The sequence below is a fragment of the Streptomyces sp. NPDC045695 genome, from assembly GCF_056432025.1.
On the sequence record NZ_JBWKJU010000002.1, the window covers coordinates 495996 to 513273 of the forward strand.

Consider the following 17278-nt stretch of genomic DNA (forward strand, 5'->3'; position numbering starts at 1 on the left):
GTGCTGTGTGTGCTGTGTGCTGTGTGCCGTGCCCGCTGCGCTGCGCTCCGCGACGCAGAGGGGCTCCGCACCCTACGGTGCGGAGCCCCTCGGGTCCAAGACCTCTCGGATCAAGGAAATGCCAGGTCAGATCACTTGCTGAAGTAGCCCGTGATGTCCGCGATCAGATCCACGGTGCCCGCGTTGTTGTAGAAGCTGACCTTCCCGTCGACGACCGGGACGACCACCAGGTTCGGGATCGTCTGGCCCGCGGAGAAGTTCAGGTTCGACGCGCTCGTGCGGGCGGTGCCGCTCGGGAACACCGACACGTAGCTCGACGCCGTCGGGTTGGTCGCCGTCACGTTCAGCACGACCGCCTTGACCCCGGCCTCCGGGATCCCCTCGACGCCCGCCACCGGCAGGGTGACGACCTGGCCGCCACCGACCTTCGCCTGCGGGACGCCCAGGCCCTCACGGGTGTCCATCAGGCGCTTGGGGCCGATGTTGGTGTGGGTCGAGCCGAGGGTGCTGTCGGAGAAGTAGCCGGTGATGTCGGCGATCAGGTCGACGGTGCCCGCGTTGTTGTAGAAGCTGACCTTCCCGTCGACGACCGGGACGACCACCAGGTTCGGGATCGTCTGGCCCGCGGAGAAGTTCAGGTTCGACGCGCTCGTGCGGGCGGTGCCGCTCGGGAACACCGACACGTAGCTGGTCGCCGTCGGGTTGGTCGCCGTCACGTTCAGTACGACCGCCTTGACCCCGGCCTCCGGGATACCGTCGGTGCCGGCCACCGGCAGGGTGATGACGCTGCCGCCGCCGACCTTGGCCTGCGGCACGCCCAGGCCCTCACGGGTGTCCATCAGGCGCTTGGGGCCGAAGTTGGTGTGCGTGGCGCCCGTACCGCTCGACGTGAAGTAGCCCGTGATGTCGGCGATCAGGTCGACGGTGCCCGCGTTGTTGTAGAAGCTGACCTTCCCGTCGACGACCGGGACGACCACGAGGTTCGGGATCGTCTGGCCCGCGGAGAAGTTCAGGTTCGACGCGCTGGAGCGGATGGTCCCGCTCGGGTACACCGACACGTAGCTCGACGCCGTCGGGTTCGTCGCCGTCACGTTCAGCACGACCGCGGTGACGTCGCTGGCGGGGATGCCGCCGACGCCCGCCACGGGCAGGGTCACGGAGCTGCCGCCGCCGACCTTGGCCTGCGGCACGCCCAGGCCCTCACGGGTGTCCATCAGGCGCTTCGGGGTGACCGGGACGAACTTGACGTCCTTGACCTCCGCGACGACGGTCACCGGGAGGCTGGTGGCCACCTTGCCGTTCGTCGTGGTCGCCCGGACCTGGAGCTGGTGGCTGCCCAGGGCCAGCGTCGTCGACGCCGTACGGGCGGTGCCCGCGGTGGTGGCGACCACCTTGTCGTCCACGAGCAGCTCGAACTTGCTCACCAGGGTGCTCGCCGTGCTGGTCTCCCAGCCGAGGGAGACCGGACCGGGGGTCTGGAAGGAGGAGCCCGGCTGGGCCGGGGCGCCGTTCACCGAGGAGACCTTCAGCCTGGCCGCGGGGCCGGACTGGCGCAGGGCTTCCAGCTGCGGGTAGAGCGAGTCGCCCGGGCACTGGGTGTTGAAGCCGTCGCGGTGGCCCGAGAGCGTCTTGAACTCGTACGACTGTCCTTCGACGAAGTCCTTGCCGAAGTAGTTCTTCTGCGAGGCGCCCGCGCGCAGCGTCGTCGTGCCGCTCATGTCGGCGTCGTACTGACCCAGCTTGTACGCGGCGACCCGGGAGATGGCGTCGAGGGCGGCGGCCGAGGCGCCCGCGCTCGTGTAGTCACCGAGGACGGAGACGCTCGTCGACTCGGAGTTCCAGCCGAAGGCGTGCGCGCCCATCACCGGCTGGTCGACGCCGCCCTGACGGCCCTCGAAGACCGTGCCGCACTTGTCGACGAGGAAGTTGTAGCCGAGGTCGCGCCACCCGTTGGTCTGCACGTGGTAGACGTGCAGGCCGCGGACGATGGCGGCGGACTCGCTGCACTCGTACGGCGCGGAGGCCGCCGTATGGTGGACGAAGGCCGCCTTGATCTTCGCTCCGGGGAGGTAGACCGGGCCCTCGTTGTTCAGGCTCTCGTCGGCGCCCCAGGCGACCCGGGAAACGATCTCGGGCTTGGGCGCCGTGGAGGCCGGTCCGGGGACCGTCGGGGGCTGGGCGGGCGTCGGAGCGGGGTCGACCGCGGGGGCGGCGAAGGCCGCCGGCTCGGCGTTCAGGGCGCCCTTCTTGGTGGCGGCGCTCGCCGAGCCCGGGTCCACCAGGTTCAGCTCCAGGCCGGCGGGGAGCGCGGTGGCGGCCGTGTCGCCGCCCAGCCGGACCTCGGCCCCGTCGGACAGGCCGACCCAGACGGGCTCGGTGGCGCCGCGCAGCCCGGGGCGCTTGCCGTCGAGGGTCGCCTTGGCCTGCTCCAGGGTGACCCACGCGGACCACTTGCCGGTCTTGGCGTTGCGGGTGCGGGCCTCGATGGCCCCTTCCTTCACCTGGGCGGCCGGGTCGGTCCAGGAGACGCCCAGCAGGCCGAAGGGCTTGGTGTCCTGCTGGGAGAGGACGGTCTTGCCGGTCCCCTTCGGCTTCAGCGCGAGCTTGTGGACCTTGCCCTCGACGGGCCCTCTCGCCTTGCCGGGAGCGCTGTAGCGCTGCAGGCCCTTGTCATCCGGGGAATCCGAGCCGAAGCCGTTGGCGGCTCCCTGGAATCCCAGTACCGCCACGACTCCGAGCGCGGCGGCCAATGCCGTACCGCGCGCACGACCTAGTCTCAAGTTTGTTTCCCCAACCCCTGCTTCGCGAGCTCACCGGGTGACACCACGGATCGGCCGGATGTTACTGGCACAGGTGTGCGACCGGCCCACCGGGGGTCCCCCCGGGCGCGGTCAGTGGTGGCGCCAGAGCACCCAACCCTGCGCCTTGTTCACCTTGGCGACGTACCAGCCCGCGGGGGCGTTCGGCCAGGTGGCCTCCGGCTTGGCGTCCTCGGCGGTCAACTGGAGCACCGCCGCGTCCGCCTTGGCCGGGGGCTTGTCGCCGTTCTCCAGGTCCTTCGTCCAGACCCGTCCCTCGAACACCTGGTACGACTGGCCCATCCGCAGGCCCCAGTCGACGTCCCAGTCCATCACCAGGCTCTCGCCGGGCTTGAGCCCGGCCGACTTGGTGAAGCCGACGGCCTGCGGCTTGCGGTGCTTCGCGTAGGGCTCGGCGACGTTGGAGGTGACCGTGGCGGTCGCGTACGCCGCGAACAGGGCCAGCGACACCGCCACGGCCCAGATGACGCGGCGGCCGCCGGCCAGCTTGAAGAGCACGCACGCGCCGAGTACCAGCAGGGCGCCGGTCATCGTCCGCCACATGTGCAGCTTGGACCACTCCGAGGCCAGGAACAGGGCGTCCGGCATGGCCCACTGAATGATGGCCAGCTTGTAGAGGCCCTTGCCGACCACGATGATCACGAACTCGGCGGTCAGCACGGTGAACACCACCGCGCCCAGCACCAGGCGCAGCAGCGCCCCGGCCCGCGCGCGGTAGAGCACGGCGACGCCCACCAGGAAGAACGCCGGGACGAGCGGGGCCAGGTAGCGGGCGTAGACCCAGTTGTCGATCCGCGCGTCCGTCGGCAGTCCGGCCGCCGCGGCGAGCGCGATCCCGTACAGCAGGGCGACCATCACGAAGGAGACGACCCGCGAGGCGCGGGTGAAGCGGGGGCTGAACACCGCGAACACCATCAGCGCGATGGCGAGCGCGCCGAAGCCCCAGGACGAGACGGAGAAGTACCAGAGCTGGCCGATCGAGCGGGTGATCGTGCGGCGCAGCAGGTCGGGGTCGACGAGGTTGTCGAGGACCTGGGTGCCCACCGAGCTCGGCGGCGTGTCCTTGAACTGCGCCTCCAGCCACATGGCGAGCAGTTTGGCGCCGGCCACAGAGACGGCGAGCCCGGCCCACGCGGCGAGCGTGGTGCGCAGCGGCGCCCACTTGAAGACGAGCGCTCCCACCAGCACCAGCGCGGTGAGGGCGACGACCACGCCACCGCGGTCGTGCACCGCCATGGAGAAGCCGGCCAACAGGCCCGCCCCCAAGCCGTACTGGAGGCGGCGGCGCGGCTCGCCGTCGCTCAGCCAGCCGTGCAGGTTGATCAGCCACCCGAGGAGGACCACGGGGAGCAGGGTGTCGGACATGACGAACTCGGAGTAGAAGACCACCGGCGGCATCAGCGCGGCCGCCATGGCGATCAGGACCGAGAGGCCCTTGGGCAGGTCGAGCCTGCGCAGGGCGATGAAGACCAGCGGGAAGACCAGCGCGTTGATCAGCGTGTTGAGGCCCATGACCAGCTGGTACGCGGTGACCGGGTCGTCCGTGAACCACATGGACGGGGAGATCAGCAGCGGGTAGCCGCCGGGGATGACCGATCCGACCGGCATCTCCGTCGTCGACCGGCCGGCGAGCACCCGGGCCAGCACGAGGTACGAGGCCTCGTCCGCGTGGACGGAGGGGTAGCTGTTGCCCCACACCAGGACGAGGCGGAACAGCACCTGCGTCAGGTATCCGGTGACGAGCGTCACCGGCCAGAACCACGTGCGCCCGACGAGGGACTGCGCCCGTGCGAGCAGCCGCTGTGTCCTGGGCGACTCCCCGGCCCGTTCAGGGGCGGACGCGGCAGCCGCGTCCCTGGTCTCGGTTGCGGACTGCACCCCTGGCACTTCCTGTTCTGGTCGGATTTCGAGGGCGCACCAACGGTTCTGCGCACGGCCTTCGTGCCCGCAACCGTACCAACTGCACCGAAGCCATGGCCCACCGTTGACGCAGAGCAGTCACGCGGGGTATGGGCCGACAGGTAAATTGGCCGCCATGACTGTCACCGCTCCCGCGCCGGCATCGGTACCGGCCCCGGCACGCGACCGCCGGGCCTCACGCCGACGCGGCGGCGGGCTGGCCCGCGCCTTCGCCCTCATAGGCGCGGAGGTGGTCGCCTCCCTCGGCGCCGCCCTGCTGCTCATCGTCCTGTGCATGCGCATCCGGATCAACCCGATGACCCGGATCGGGCAGGTCAGCGGGCTCGCCGGGATCCAGCTGCGGCTGGTGGTCCTGCTGACGGCGACGCTCCTGCTGTACTGGCTCGTCGCCCGGGTGATGCCGGGGGCCGCCGCACGCATCGGCGCGGCCGCCGTGGCCGGTCTGGCGACGGGCGTGACCGCGTCCGGCAACATCGTCGGCCTCAGCGGCACTCCCTGGCCGATCTACGCCAACTGGGGCGACGTCGGCAACCTCCAGCAGTGGGCGTACGACGTCATCGACGGCGTGCCCCTGCCGGCCGAGTACCCGCCCGGCTTCCCGCACCTGCTCGCCTGGGCGGCGGAGACCTTCTTCGACGGCGACGTGCCGAAGGCCTCGAAGTGGGTCATGATCGGCTTCCTCGCGCTCACCGGCCCCGCCGCCTACCTGGCCTGGCGGATGCTGCTGCCCCCGCTGTGGGCGCTGGGCATCGGGGTCACGGCGACGCTGCCGCTGGTCGACCCGTACAAGCCCTACTCCCCCCTCGTCCTGATGATCGTGATCCCCGTCTTCGCCAAGCTGGTGCAGGTGGTGCAGCGATCCGCGCTCCTGGGGCGCAAGCGGACGATCGCCATAGGAGCCGGCCTCGGGCTGCTGCTCGCCGTGCTGTTCCTGCTGTACGCGGGCTGGTTCGTCTGGTCCTCGGTCGGCGTGGTGGTGCTCTTCTCGGTGCTGCTCGTCGGGCTGGCCCGCTCGGGCGGGGTACGCGGGCTGCTGGGCGGCCTGGTGCCCCTGGTGTCGGCCCTCGCGGTCTTCCTCGTACTGGCCGGCGGCTATCTGGTCGACCTGCTCGGCGCGAGCGGCTCGACCAAGGACACGTACTTCTACTACGACACCGCCAGCGACCCGGGCTACTTCGCCACCTGGGCCGCCTCCACGCCCGGCCCGCTGCGCACCGTCGCCTACTCGCCGATCGGGGAGCTCGGCGGCGTCGGCCTCTTCACCATCGTGCTGGTGGCCGGGCTGGGCGTGGCCCTGGGCCTCGGCCTGCGCCAGCCCCTGGTGCTGACCCTGACGGCGTGCACGGGCAGCGCGTTCCTGCTGCGCTACTGGTACGCCTCGCACATGGAGCGCGACCAGGTCGTCCAGCTCTACCCGCGCACGAGCCACCAGATCCTGTACTGCCTGATCGCGCTGACCGGCCTCGCCGTGTACCTCGCGGCCGGGCGGATCCAGGCCTGGATCCGCGCGCACGACGTCGAGGTGCCGCTGGCCGGGCGGGTCCGCCAGGCGTCCGCGAGCCGTCCGCGGTCCGTCGTGCTGGGTGCGCTGTGCGCGCTGGGTCTGCTCTTCGGGCTGGCCGGCTCGGCCACGGCGGACGCCTTCATGCCGCGCGACCCCCAGGAGAACTCGGCGGGTCAGCTCGCCTGGTACGCGCACAACGTCCGGCTGCCGAACGGCAAGTGCCCCAAGTTCGCGCAGTGGGGCAAGTGCGAGCCGTACGTCCCGCCGTTCCGCGGTCCCACGAGGCCCGAGAAGCCCAAGCCCGCGGAGAACTGACGGGCAGACGACGAGAACGGCCTGCCGCCGGTCCTGGGACCGGCGGCAGGCCGTTCGTCGTACGGGGGCGCGTACGGGGGCGTACGCGCGGAGCGCGGTGGCTCAGCTCTGGCCGGAGGTGAACGCGTGGCGGGCCAGCGTACGGGCGCCCTCGCGGTGCCCGCGCCGCAGCGCACCCGGGAGCATCGTGAGCGCGTGCAGGCGGGAGGCGCTGTGGAAGCGCGCCGCGCGGGCGGCCTTCGGCCAGCCGCGGGCGTCCATGCGCTCGGCCACCGCGGCGAAGTACCGCTCGGCCTCGGCGAAGCGGGTCCCGGAGAAGGCCTGGACCGAGGACTCGCTGACGGCGTGGCGGCGGTACTGGAAGACGGTCGTGGAGTTGTCGACGACCATCTGCTCACCGCCTTCGAGCAGGTCGACCACGAGCGCGAGGTCCTGGATCACCGAGTAGTCGTCCCGGAAGTTCACCTCGCGCAGCACCTCGCCGCGCCAGGCGATCGACGGGAAGTAGAGCCAGTTGCCGCGCAGCACGCTGGCGGCCAGCTCCTCGCCGGCCATCAGCCGGCGGCCCTTGACCTGCGGTGCGTAGAGCCGCTTCTTGGTGTTGTCGGCGAGGCCCTGGGTCACCTGGCCCGCGCCGTCGATCACCTCGACGCCGGGCTGGACCATGCCGATGCCCGGGTGGGCGCCGATGATCCCGCGGACGGTCTCCAGGTAGTGCGGGTGCAGCAGATCGTCGCAGCCCATGATGACCACGTAGTCGGCCTCGGAGAGCCGCACGCACTTCTGGAAGTTCTTGGTGATGCCGAGGTTCTGCTCGTTGCGCGTGTAGTGGACGCGCTCGTCACCGAGCTGCTCGAACCAGCCGGGCACCTCCGGCTCCTTGCCGTCGTCGATGACGACGAGGCGGAAGTCCCGGTCCGTCTGCGCCAGGACGCTGCGGACGGCGTCCTGCATCAGCTGCACGTCCCCGTAGTAGGGGAGCATGAAGTCGAAGGTCACCATGGAGCTTCAGGCCTTCACGGAGTCGGCGTCGGCGTCGGCGTCGGTGTCGGCCTTCGCATCGGCCTGCGCACCGGCCTTCGCGGGAGCGGCGACGTCCTGCCCGAGGCGCGCGTCGTTGTGGCGCACGCCCTCGTTGATGGCCACCGTCCGGGCGAGGTCGGTGATCTTCTTCTCCAGCGAGCGGAAGCGCAGGAAGGTGTTGAGCGTGAGGAAGCCCATCGCGAGCACCATCACGTACAGCACCAGGTCGGTGCCACGGCCGACGCCGAGCTGCTGGGCGAGCCAGGTGACGTCGGTCGGGCGGAGCACCGCGTACACGTTGACGACGACGAACGCGGAGAACGCTATGCGCTTCCAGGCCCGGTTCTTCGCCTGGCTCCAGGTCCGGATGAACATCAGTGCCATGGACACCGAGCCGACGATCAGCAGCAGCTGAATCCAGAAGTACTTCATCGACGCCCACGCTCCCGCAGCGAAATGTCAAAAAGGATGTTGACGCCGTTGATCAGGGACTGACCCTTGGCGCGTGAGTAGTCGGTGTACAGGATGTCCACCGGTACCTCGGTGACGCGCAGCGTGGAGCCGGCGAGGAAACCGACCAGCTCGGACGCGTGGGCCATGCCGTTCATGGTGATGTTCAGCTGCTCGGCGGCCTCACGGCCCAGCACGCGCAAGCCGTTGTGCGCGTCGGTGAGCTTGAGCTTGCGCGCGGTCGGGCTGACGGCGGCGGCCGTGCGCAGCACGACCTGCTTGATCCACGGCACCTGGCCGTTCTGCTCGATGAAGCGGGAGCCGAGCACGACGTCGGCCTCGCCGCGCCGCAGCACCGCGACCATCTTCTCGACGTCCTTGGTCTGGTGCTGGCCGTCGGCGTCGAAGGTGGCGAAGTACTGGGCGCCGGGCTGGGCGAGCGCGTACGTGAGGCCGGTCTGCAGGGCCGCGCCCTGGCCGAGGTTGACGGGGTGACGGACCAGGTGGGCGCCGGTGGTCGCTATGTGCTCGGCCGAGTCGTCGGTGCTGCCGTCGTCGACGACGACGATGTTGGGGAACGTCTTGCGGGCCCCCTCCACCACGTCGGCGATCACCTGGCCCTCGTTATAGGCCGGTATGACCAGCCAGACATCGTCGTATTGGGACACGGTAGCTCCAGCGGAATGTGGCACATGCGAGTGCTCGGGGATCGGTGTGACGTCTTGGGCCGGCATGGTCATCTCCCGACCGCGCCCACGCCCGGGCCGCTTGCGTCGGCCAACTGCCGCGGTCCTTCACCGGCTGCCGCGGCGGCTCCGGGGAAGCTCAGCCTCAGGGCTGCCAGCATAGCGAGCACGGTGGCGGTGGACCCCAGTGCGTAGGCGACGATCACGCGCAGGGCCACGTCGCCCGGCGCCAGCGTGATGCCCACCAGGACCGCGGTACCGACGGCCCAGCAGAGCAGCTGCAGGTTGTGGCGCTTGAATACCATGAGCGCCTGTCCGAGCACCATCGCGAACATGTACGCCACGGTGCCGGCGGACAGGAGGAAGAAGTCGAGGCAGCCCAGCACCGGCTCCTCGGCGCCGAAGAGCACCTCGATGAGCCACGGCCCCAGGACCGTGGCGGGTACCCCGCCCAGCAGTCCGAGGGCTCCGACGACCAGGCCGATGCGGCGCAGCATCGCCCAGAACGCCGTCCGGTCGCCGGCCGTGAAGGCGGCGCTGAGCCCGCTCAGCAGCGAGGCCTGGAGCGAGCCGAAGACGAAGAGCGGCACCCGCGCCAGGACCAGCGCGCTCATCAGCGCGGCGATCAGCGCGCTGTCGGTGGGGGCCAGCAGTTTGGTGCTCATGACGGCCGCGTTGACGACCAGCTGGGACAGCAGGGTCGCGCAGACCAGCAGGCCGAGGCCGCCCGACAGCTCACGCCAGGCGATCGGCTCGCCGGGTCCGACGGCGCGCAGCAGCGCGGGCAGGGTGACGAGGGTCGCCACGACCGGCGCGACGGCAAGGATCAGGCTGAAGGCCAGCGCCGAGTGCAGGCCGAAGACCGCGCAGGCGAAGGCGAGCACGATGCGCAGGCCGCCGTCGACGGCGAGCTGGGTGCCGTACGCGCCGAACCGCCCGAGGCCGGCCAGCAGACCGCGGGTCAGGTAGCAGGCGGCCATGCCGGCGAAGGCGCCGCCGAGCGCCGCCACCAGGGCGCGGTCACCGTGGAAGAGGAGGCCCGCGAGGGGGCCCGCGCCCAGACCGAGCACCAGCAGGGTGACGGCGAGGATCCCCCCGGTGAGCAGCGTCGCGCGGCGCAACACCGGGGCGCTGCCCTGGCCCAGGACCACCCGGGCGGAGACGATCCGGGTGAGTTCCTGCTCGATGGGGAAGAAGACGCCGATGCCGACGGACATCACGATCGTCCACAGCACCGACACGTTGGCCATGGCCTCCGTGGACAGGCTGTGGCCGGCCACGCCGAGGTGGACGTACGAGGCCGCGCCGAGCACGACGGTGCCGCCGGCCACCGCGACGGTGCCCGGCGGCAGCGCCGCGCTCAGCTTGTTCAGCAGGCTCCTCATCCCGCTCGGCCGTCCCGGGCCTGCCGGGCCAGTGCCGTGTAACCGGGGGTGGCCAGCGCCTCGGCCAGCTGCTCGCGCCAGTCGGCGAGCGGGGCCAGGCCCGCCTCGTCCCAGCGGTCGTGCGCGAGCACGCTGAACGCCGGGCGGGCGGCGGGGCGTACGAACGCCTCGGAGGTGGTGGGCCGGATCCGCTCGGGGTCGAGCCCGCTCAGGCGGTAGGCCTCGCGGGCGAGTCCCATCCAGGTGGTCCGGCCGCTCGCGGTGCCGTGGTAGATCCCGCCCATCGCCCAGCCCTTCAGGGCGGCCCGGCCGAGCTCGACCAGCTGGCGGGCCAGCGCGTAGGACCAGGTGGGCTGGCCGTGCTGGTCGTCGACGACGTCGAGGGTGTCCCGCTGGGCGGCCAGCTTCAGCATGGTGGCGACGAAGTTCGGTCCGTGCTCGCCGTACAGCCAGGCGGTGCGGACCACGTAGCCGTCCTGCGGCAGCAGTTCGGTCACGGCCCGCTCGCCGGCCAGCTTGCTGCGCCCGTAGGCGTTGACCGGGCCCGTCTCGGCGTCCTCCGCGTACGGCTGCGAGGCGTCGCCCGGCAGCACGTAGTCGGTGGAGACGTGCAGCAGGCGCACGTGGGCGGCGGCGCAGGCCTCGGCGAGGACGCGGACGCCGGTGCCGTTGACGGCGGTGGCGGCGTCCTCGGCGGTCTCGGCGCCGTCGACATCGGTCCAGGCGGCGCAGTTGACGACCACGTCGACGCCCTCGACCGCGGCCCGGACGGCAGCCGGGTCCGTGATGTCGAGGTCGGCCCGGCGCAGGCCCACGGCCTCGATCCTGGCCCGCTTCAGCACGGCCATGACGTCCTGGCCGAGCATCCCGGCGGCGCCGGTGACGAGCCAGCGCCCCTCTCGCGGGTTGGTGCTCACTTCTGCAGGGCCGCCTTCGCCTTCAGCGGCTCCCACCAGGCACGGTTCTCGCGGTACCAGTCGATGGTGGCCTTGATGCCGTCCTCGAAGGTGACCTGCGGGGCGTAGCCCAGCTCGGCGCCGATCTTGCTGATGTCGATCGAGTAGCGAAGGTCGTGGCCCTTGCGGTCCTCGACCTGCTCGACCATCTCCCAGCCCAGGCCGGCGGCCTCCAGCAGGACGCCGGTCAGCTCCTTGTTGGTGAGCTCGGTGCCGCCGCCGATGTTGTAGACCTCGCCGGCGCGGCCCTTGCGCATGGCCAGGTCGATGCCGCGGCAGTGGTCCGAGACGTGCAGCCAGTCGCGGACGTTGCCGCCGTTGCCGTACAGCGGGACCTTCTTGCCGTCCATCAAGTTCGAGACGAACAGCGGGATGACCTTCTCCGGGAACTGGTAGTGCCCGTAGTTGTTGGAGCAGCGGGTGACCACCACGTCCATGCCGTGGGTGCGGTGGTACGCCAGCGCCAGGAGGTCGGACGACGCCTTCGAGGCGGAGTACGGGGAGTTGGGCACCAGCGGCCACTCCTCCGTCCAGGAGCCCTCGCTGATCGAGCCGTAGACCTCGTCGGTGGAGATGTGGACGAAGCGGCCGACGCCGTGCTTGCGGGCGGAGTCCAGCAGGACCTGGGTGCCCACGACATTCGTCATGACGAACGGACCCGCACCGGCGATCGAGCGGTCCACGTGGGACTCGGCGGCGAAGTGCACGACGACGTCGTGACCGGGCATGACCTGGTCCACGGCCTCGGCGTCGCAGATGTCGCCCTTGACGAACGTGTATCCGGGGTGGTCCGCGACCGGCGCGAGATTCTCTTCGACGCCGGAGTAGGTCAGCTTGTCGAAGACCGTGATCCGGGCCGTGGCATCTGCGCCGAGCTGCTGGCGGACGAATTCTGAACCGATGAAGCCGGCGCCGCCGGTCACGAGGATGCGCATAATACGAAGAGTCTAGCGGCCCCGCCGAACGTCACACGCCCCGAGCTCGGCTCCTTCATGCCCTCTCGCATAGGGTTCTCCCCATGCGTGGAATCCTCTTGGCCGGTGGCACCGGATCGCGACTCTGGCCGCTGACCCGGGCAGTCTCTAAGCAGCTGCTGCCCGTCTTCGACAAGCCGATGATCTATTACCCCCTGTCCACCCTGGTCATGGCGGGGATCAGCGAGATCCTCATCATCACCACCCCGGACGACCGCGACCAGTTCGAGCGACTGCTCGGCGACGGCTCGCAGTTCGGCCTGCGGCTGGAGTACGCCGTCCAGGAGCGTCCGGAGGGCATCGCCCAGGCGTTCGTCCTCGGCGCCGACTTCATCGGCGACGAGTCCGTCGCCCTGATCCTCGGCGACAACATCTTCCACGGCAGTGGCCTCGGCACCCGCCTCGCCGAGCACACCGACGCCAAGGGCGGCCGGGTGTTCGCGTACCCGGTGGCGGACCCGACGGCGTACGGCGTCGTCGAGTTCGACGAGACGGGCCAGGCCATCTCCATCGAGGAGAAGCCGGTCAAGCCCAAGTCCCGCTACGCGGTGCCGGGCCTGTACTTCTACGACAACCGCGTCGTCGAGATAGCCAGGGGCCTGAAGCCCAGCGCCCGCGGCGAGCTGGAGATCACCGCCGTCAACGACGCGTACCTCCAGGCCGGTGAGCTCAATGTCACCATCCTCGACCGCGGCACCGCATGGCTGGACACCGGCACCTTCGTGTCGATGGTGCAGGCCTCCGAGTTCGTGCGCGTGATCGAGGAGCGCCAGGGCTTCAAGATCGGCTGCATCGAGGAGGCGGCCTGGCGCGCCGGCCTGATCGACTCCGCCCAGCTGCGCGAGCTGGCCCAGCCGCTGACGAAGAGCGGCTACGGCGACTACCTGCTGGCGCTGCTCGCCGAGGAGGACGAGGCCCGGTGAAGTTCCGCGAACTCTCCATCGAGGGGGCCTTCGAGGTCACCCCGCAGCTGCACGGCGACCCGCGCGGCCTGTTCACCGAGTGGTACCGCTTCGACCGGCTCGCCGAGGTCGTCGGCCACCCGCTGAACCTGGCCCAGGCGAACCTCTCGGTCTCCTCCGCGGGCGTCGTCCGCGGCATCCACTTCGCCGACGTGCCCCGCGGCCAGGCCAAGTACGTGACCTGCGTACGGGGCGCCGTCCTCGACGTCATCGTGGACCTGCGGGTCGGCTCCCCCACGTTCGGCAAGTGGGAGGGCGTCCGCCTGGACGACGTGGACCGTCGCGCGGTCTACATCCCCGAGGGCCTCGGCCACGGCTTCTGCGCGCTGAGCGACGACGCCACGCTGTCGTACCTGTGCTCGGAGACGTACAACCCGACCGGCGAGCACTCGGTTCACCCGCTCGACGCCGACCTCGCCATCGAGTGGCCGGCCGACGTCCCGCTGCTCTCGGCCCGCGACGAGGCCGCCCCCTCGCTGGCCGACGCGATCGCGACCGGGCTGCTGCCCGACTACGCCGCCTGCAAGGAGTTCACCGAGTCGCTCCGCGTGAGCTGACCCGGCTTCCCCGCCGTACGAGAAGAGGCCGCACTCCCCGACCGGGGGGTGCGGCCTCTTCCGTTCCGGGCCCCGGGGCGCGCCGCCGGCCCTTCCCGCGCGGGCGCGGGTGGCCCCGTAACGCCGAAGGGCCCCGCCCCACCGCCGAAGCGGTGGGCCGGGGCCCTTCTGTGGAACTGGTGCCCGCTGCAGCGAGCTACCAGGTCAGAGCACGAATTACTTCGTGATCTTGGTGACCTGGCCGGCGCCCACGGTACGACCACCCTCACGGATGGCGAACTTCAGGCCCTCCTCCATGGCGACCGGCTGGATCAGCGCGACCGACATCTCGGTGTTGTCGCCCGGCATGACCATCTCCGTGCCGGCCGGCAGGGTGACGACACCCGTGACGTCCGTGGTACGGAAGTAGAACTGCGGACGGTAGTTGTTGAAGAAGGGGGTGTGACGGCCACCCTCGTCCTTCGACAGGATGTAGGCCTGGGCCTCGAACTCGGTGTGCGGCGTGACCGAACCGGGCTTGATGATGACCTGGCCGCGCTCGACGTCCTCGCGCTTGATGCCACGGAGGAGCAGACCGACGTTCTCGCCGGCCTGGCCCTCGTCGAGCAGCTTGCGGAACATCTCGATACCGGTGACCGTGGTGGTGGTCTTCTCTTCCTTGATACCGATGATGTCGACGGTCTCGTTGACCTTCAGGACACCACGCTCGATACGGCCGGTGACGACCGTACCGCGACCGGTGATCGTGAAGACGTCCTCGACGGGCATGAGGAACGGCTTCTCGGTGTCACGCGGCGGGGTCGGGATGGCCTCGTCGACGGCGGCCATGAGGCCGAGGAGCTTCTCGCCCCACTCCTTGTCGCCCTCGAGCGCCTTCAGCGCGGAGACGCGGACGACCGGCAGGTCGTCGCCCGGGAACTCGTACTCGGAGAGCAGCTCACGGACCTCGAGCTCGACGAGCTCCAGGATCTCCTCGTCGTCCACCATGTCGGCCTTGTTCAGGGCGACGACGATGTAGGGGACGCCGACCTGGCGGGCCAGGAGCACGTGCTCCTTGGTCTGCGGCATCGGGCCGTCGGTGGCGGCGACCACGAGGATCGCGCCGTCCATCTGCGCGGCACCCGTGATCATGTTCTTGATGTAGTCCGCGTGACCGGGGCAGTCGACGTGGGCGTAGTGACGCGCCTCGGTCTGGTACTCGACGTGCGCGATGGAGATGGTGATACCGCGCTGGCGCTCCTCAGGAGCCTTGTCGATCTGGTCGAAGGCCGAGGCCTCGTTCAGGTCCGGGTACGCGTCGTGCAGCACCTTGGTAATGGCGGCCGTGAGGGTCGTCTTACCGTGGTCAATGTGACCGATGGTGCCGATGTTGACGTGCGGCTTAGTCCGCTCGAACTTCGCCTTCGCCACGGGGGTCCTCCTGGAGAGTGGTTCTGTACGCCTTACAGATCGGCGCCAGGTGATCTTTGCTGGGATCCGGTTCCCCGGGGCAACGGAGCTGTTGCTGCTGTTGCCCCAGGGGTTCCGGTGACAAGCCTAAAGCGTGGACTCCGAAGAGTTACTCGCCCTTGGCCTTCGCGATGATCTCCTCAGCGACGTTCCGGGGAACCTCGGCGTAGGAGTCGAACTGCATCGAGTAGCTGGCGCGACCCGAGGTCTTGCTGCGGAGGTCTCCGACGTAGCCGAACATCTCCGAAAGGGGCACGAGGCCCTTCACGACGCGAGCGCCGTGACGCTCCTCCATGGCCTGGATCTGGCCACGGCGGGAGTTGATGTCGCCGATGACGTCACCCATGTAGTCCTCGGGCGTGGTGACCTCTACGGCCATCATCGGCTCGAGGAGCACGGGAGAAGCCTTGCGCGCGGCCTCCTTGAAGGCCTGCGAACCGGCGATCTTGAACGCGAGCTCGGAGGAGTCGACCTCGTGGTAGCCACCGTCGAGAAGCGTGACGCGGACGCCCGTCATCTCGTAGCCCGCCAGGATGCCGAACTGCATGGCCTCCTGCGCACCGGCGTCGACCGAAGGGATGTACTCCTTCGGGACGCGGCCACCGGTGACCTTGTTCACGAACTCGTACGCCGGACCGTCGGTCTCGGTGATGGGCTCGATCGCGATCTGCACCTTGGCGAACTGACCGGTACCACCGGTCTGCTTCTTGTGGGTGTAGTCGTGACGCTCGACGGCCTTGCGGATCGTCTCACGGTACGCGACCTGCGGCTTGCCGACGTTGGCCTCGACCTTGAACTCGCGCTTCATACGGTCGACCAGCACCTCGAGGTGCAGTTCGCCCATACCGCCGAGGATGGTCTGGCCCGTCTCCTCGTCCGAGTGAACGTGGAAGGAGGGGTCCTCCTCCGCGAGACGCTGGATGGCGACACCCAGCTTCTCCTGGTCACCCTTGGACTTGGGCTCGATGGCGACCTGGATGACCGGAGCCGGGAAGTCCATGGACTCCAGGATCACGGGCGCCTTGTCGTCACACAGCGTCTCACCGGTGGTGGTCTGCTTCAGGCCCATGACGGCGACGATGTCACCGGCGCCGACCGCGGCGATCTCCTCACGCTTGTTCGCGTGCATGCGGTAGATCTTGCCGATGCGCTCCTTCTTGCCCTTGACGGAGTTCAGCACCGCAGTGCCGGCCTCCAGGCGGCCCGAGTAAACCCGGACGAAGGTGAGCTTGCCGAGGTGCGGGTCGCTCATGATCTTGAACGCCAGAGCCGCGAGCGGCTCCTCGTCGGAAGGCTTGCGCTTCACGACGACCTCGGCGTCGCGGACGTCGTGGCCCTCGATGGCCTCGATGTCCAGCGGCGACGGCAGGTAGCGGACGACGGCGTCGAGCAGGGGCTGAACACCCTTGTTCTTGAACGCCGTGCCACAGAACACCGCGGTGATCGTGGGCTCGCCCTTGCCCTTGCCCGAGTTCAGGATGATGCGACGCACGGCGGCGTGCAGCTGCTCCACGGACGGCTCTTCGCCGCCGAGGTACAGCTCCATGATCTCGTCGTCGTTCTCGGCGACGGTCTCGATGAGCTTCCCGCGCCACTCTTCAGCGGCCTCGGTGTGCGTGTCGGGGATGTCGACGATGTCGTACATCTCGCCCTTGGTCGCCTCGGCGGACCAGACGAACGCCTTCATGGTGACCAGGTCGACAACGCCCTGGAAGTCCATCTCGGCGCCGATGGGGAGCTGCATGACGATCGGAACCGCACCGAGGCGGTCCTTGATCATCTCGACGCAGCGGTGGAACTCGGCGCCGGTGCGGTCCAGCTTGTTGACGAAGCAGATGCGCGGCACGCCGTAGCGGTCCGCCTGACGCCAAACGGTCTCGGACTGCGGCTCCACACCGGCGACACCGTCGAACACGGTGACGGCACCGTCGAGGACGCGGAGCGAACGCTCCACCTCGACGGTGAAGTCCACGTGGCCCGGGGTGTCGATGATGTTGATGGTGTGGTCGACGTCCTCGAGCGGCCAGTGGCAGGTCGTCGCGGCGGACGTGATCGTAATGCCGCGCTCCTGCTCCTGCTCCATCCAGTCCATCGTGGCAGCGCCGTCGTGGACTTCACCGATCTTGTACGACACACCGGTGTAGAACAGGATGCGCTCGGTGGTGGTCGTCTTGCCCGCGTCGATGTGAGCCATGATGCCGATGTTGCGCACCTTGGCCAGGTCAAGCGAAGTGGTAGCCATATCGGCTCAGTCTTCTCTCGGTCTCGATGTGGGTTG

General features: G+C 69.7%; 13 protein-coding genes. 3 read left to right on the forward strand and 10 right to left on the reverse strand.

Going from position 1 to position 17278, the window contains the following annotated elements:
• Nucleotides 1–131 precede the first annotated feature (131 nt).
• Together AC07DU_RS05450 and AC07DU_RS05455 are read right to left on the reverse strand one after the other, a co-directional pair.
• Nucleotides 132–2780: an N-acetylmuramoyl-L-alanine amidase gene (locus AC07DU_RS05450; protein ID WP_479109697.1), complete on the reverse strand. Its 2649-nt coding sequence runs from the start codon at nucleotides 2778–2780 to the stop codon at nucleotides 132–134.
• Nucleotides 2781–2891: 111 nt separating this feature from the next.
• Entirely contained in the window at nucleotides 2892–4697 is a 1806-nt protein-coding gene (locus AC07DU_RS05455) for a hypothetical protein (RefSeq protein WP_479109699.1), read from the reverse strand.
• Nucleotides 4698–4854: 157 nt separating this feature from the next.
• Between AC07DU_RS05455 and AC07DU_RS05460 the strand changes: the two genes are divergently transcribed.
• Nucleotides 4855–6558, forward strand: coding sequence for a hypothetical protein (locus AC07DU_RS05460; RefSeq protein WP_360890968.1), 1704 nt, complete (start codon nucleotides 4855–4857; stop codon nucleotides 6556–6558).
• 102 nt (nucleotides 6559–6660) lie between these two features.
• On the opposite strand, the gene AC07DU_RS05465 is transcribed toward AC07DU_RS05460, so the two are convergent.
• The 6 genes from AC07DU_RS05465 to rfbB all read right to left on the reverse strand — a co-directional run bounded on the left by AC07DU_RS05465 (nucleotide 6661) and on the right by rfbB (nucleotide 11993).
• A complete protein-coding gene (locus tag AC07DU_RS05465; RefSeq protein ID WP_479109702.1) occupies nucleotides 6661–7560 on the reverse strand; it encodes a glycosyltransferase family 2 protein in 900 nt (299 codons plus the stop codon).
• 6 nt (nucleotides 7561–7566) lie between these two features.
• The gene (locus AC07DU_RS05470; protein ID WP_479109704.1) at nucleotides 7567–8013 is read right to left on the reverse strand and encodes a DUF2304 family protein; all 447 of its coding nucleotides are present in this window, start codon (nucleotides 8011–8013) and stop codon (nucleotides 7567–7569) included.
• The gene (locus AC07DU_RS05475; protein WP_360890960.1) at nucleotides 8010–8699 is read right to left on the reverse strand and encodes a glycosyltransferase family 2 protein; all 690 of its coding nucleotides are present in this window, start codon (nucleotides 8697–8699) and stop codon (nucleotides 8010–8012) included. Before AC07DU_RS05475 ends, AC07DU_RS05470 begins: the two co-directional genes overlap by 4 nt.
• Before the next feature lie 68 nt (nucleotides 8700–8767).
• Nucleotides 8768–10102, reverse strand: coding sequence for a lipopolysaccharide biosynthesis protein (locus AC07DU_RS05480; protein ID WP_479109706.1), 1335 nt, complete (start codon nucleotides 10100–10102; stop codon nucleotides 8768–8770).
• Nucleotides 10099–11019 (reverse strand): dTDP-4-dehydrorhamnose reductase, encoded by a 921-nt coding sequence (gene rfbD / locus AC07DU_RS05485; protein ID WP_479109708.1) that lies wholly within the window; start codon nucleotides 11017–11019, stop codon nucleotides 10099–10101. Before rfbD ends, AC07DU_RS05480 begins: the two co-directional genes overlap by 4 nt.
• Nucleotides 11016–11993 (reverse strand): dTDP-glucose 4,6-dehydratase, encoded by a 978-nt coding sequence (gene rfbB / locus AC07DU_RS05490; RefSeq protein ID WP_360890951.1) that lies wholly within the window; start codon nucleotides 11991–11993, stop codon nucleotides 11016–11018. Before rfbB ends, rfbD begins: the two co-directional genes overlap by 4 nt.
• A gap of 83 nt (nucleotides 11994–12076) precedes the next feature.
• Between rfbB and rfbA the strand changes: the two genes are divergently transcribed.
• Nucleotides 12077–12955: a glucose-1-phosphate thymidylyltransferase RfbA gene (gene rfbA, locus AC07DU_RS05495; protein ID WP_360890948.1), complete on the forward strand. Its 879-nt coding sequence runs from the start codon at nucleotides 12077–12079 to the stop codon at nucleotides 12953–12955.
• Complete coding sequence (gene rfbC, locus AC07DU_RS05500) at nucleotides 12952–13551, forward strand: dTDP-4-dehydrorhamnose 3,5-epimerase (RefSeq protein WP_328927152.1); 600 nt, start codon at nucleotides 12952–12954, stop codon at nucleotides 13549–13551. The genes rfbA and rfbC overlap by 4 nt, the downstream gene beginning before the upstream one ends.
• Before the next feature lie 216 nt (nucleotides 13552–13767).
• Here the strand turns inward: rfbC and tuf are convergent, their stop codons facing one another.
• The gene (gene tuf, locus AC07DU_RS05505) at nucleotides 13768–14961 is read right to left on the reverse strand and encodes an elongation factor Tu (protein WP_030710320.1); all 1194 of its coding nucleotides are present in this window, start codon (nucleotides 14959–14961) and stop codon (nucleotides 13768–13770) included.
• Between the two features lie 148 nt (nucleotides 14962–15109).
• A complete protein-coding gene (fusA, locus tag AC07DU_RS05510) occupies nucleotides 15110–17242 on the reverse strand; it encodes an elongation factor G (RefSeq protein ID WP_360890944.1) in 2133 nt (710 codons plus the stop codon).
• Nucleotides 17243–17278: the final 36 nt, after the last annotated feature.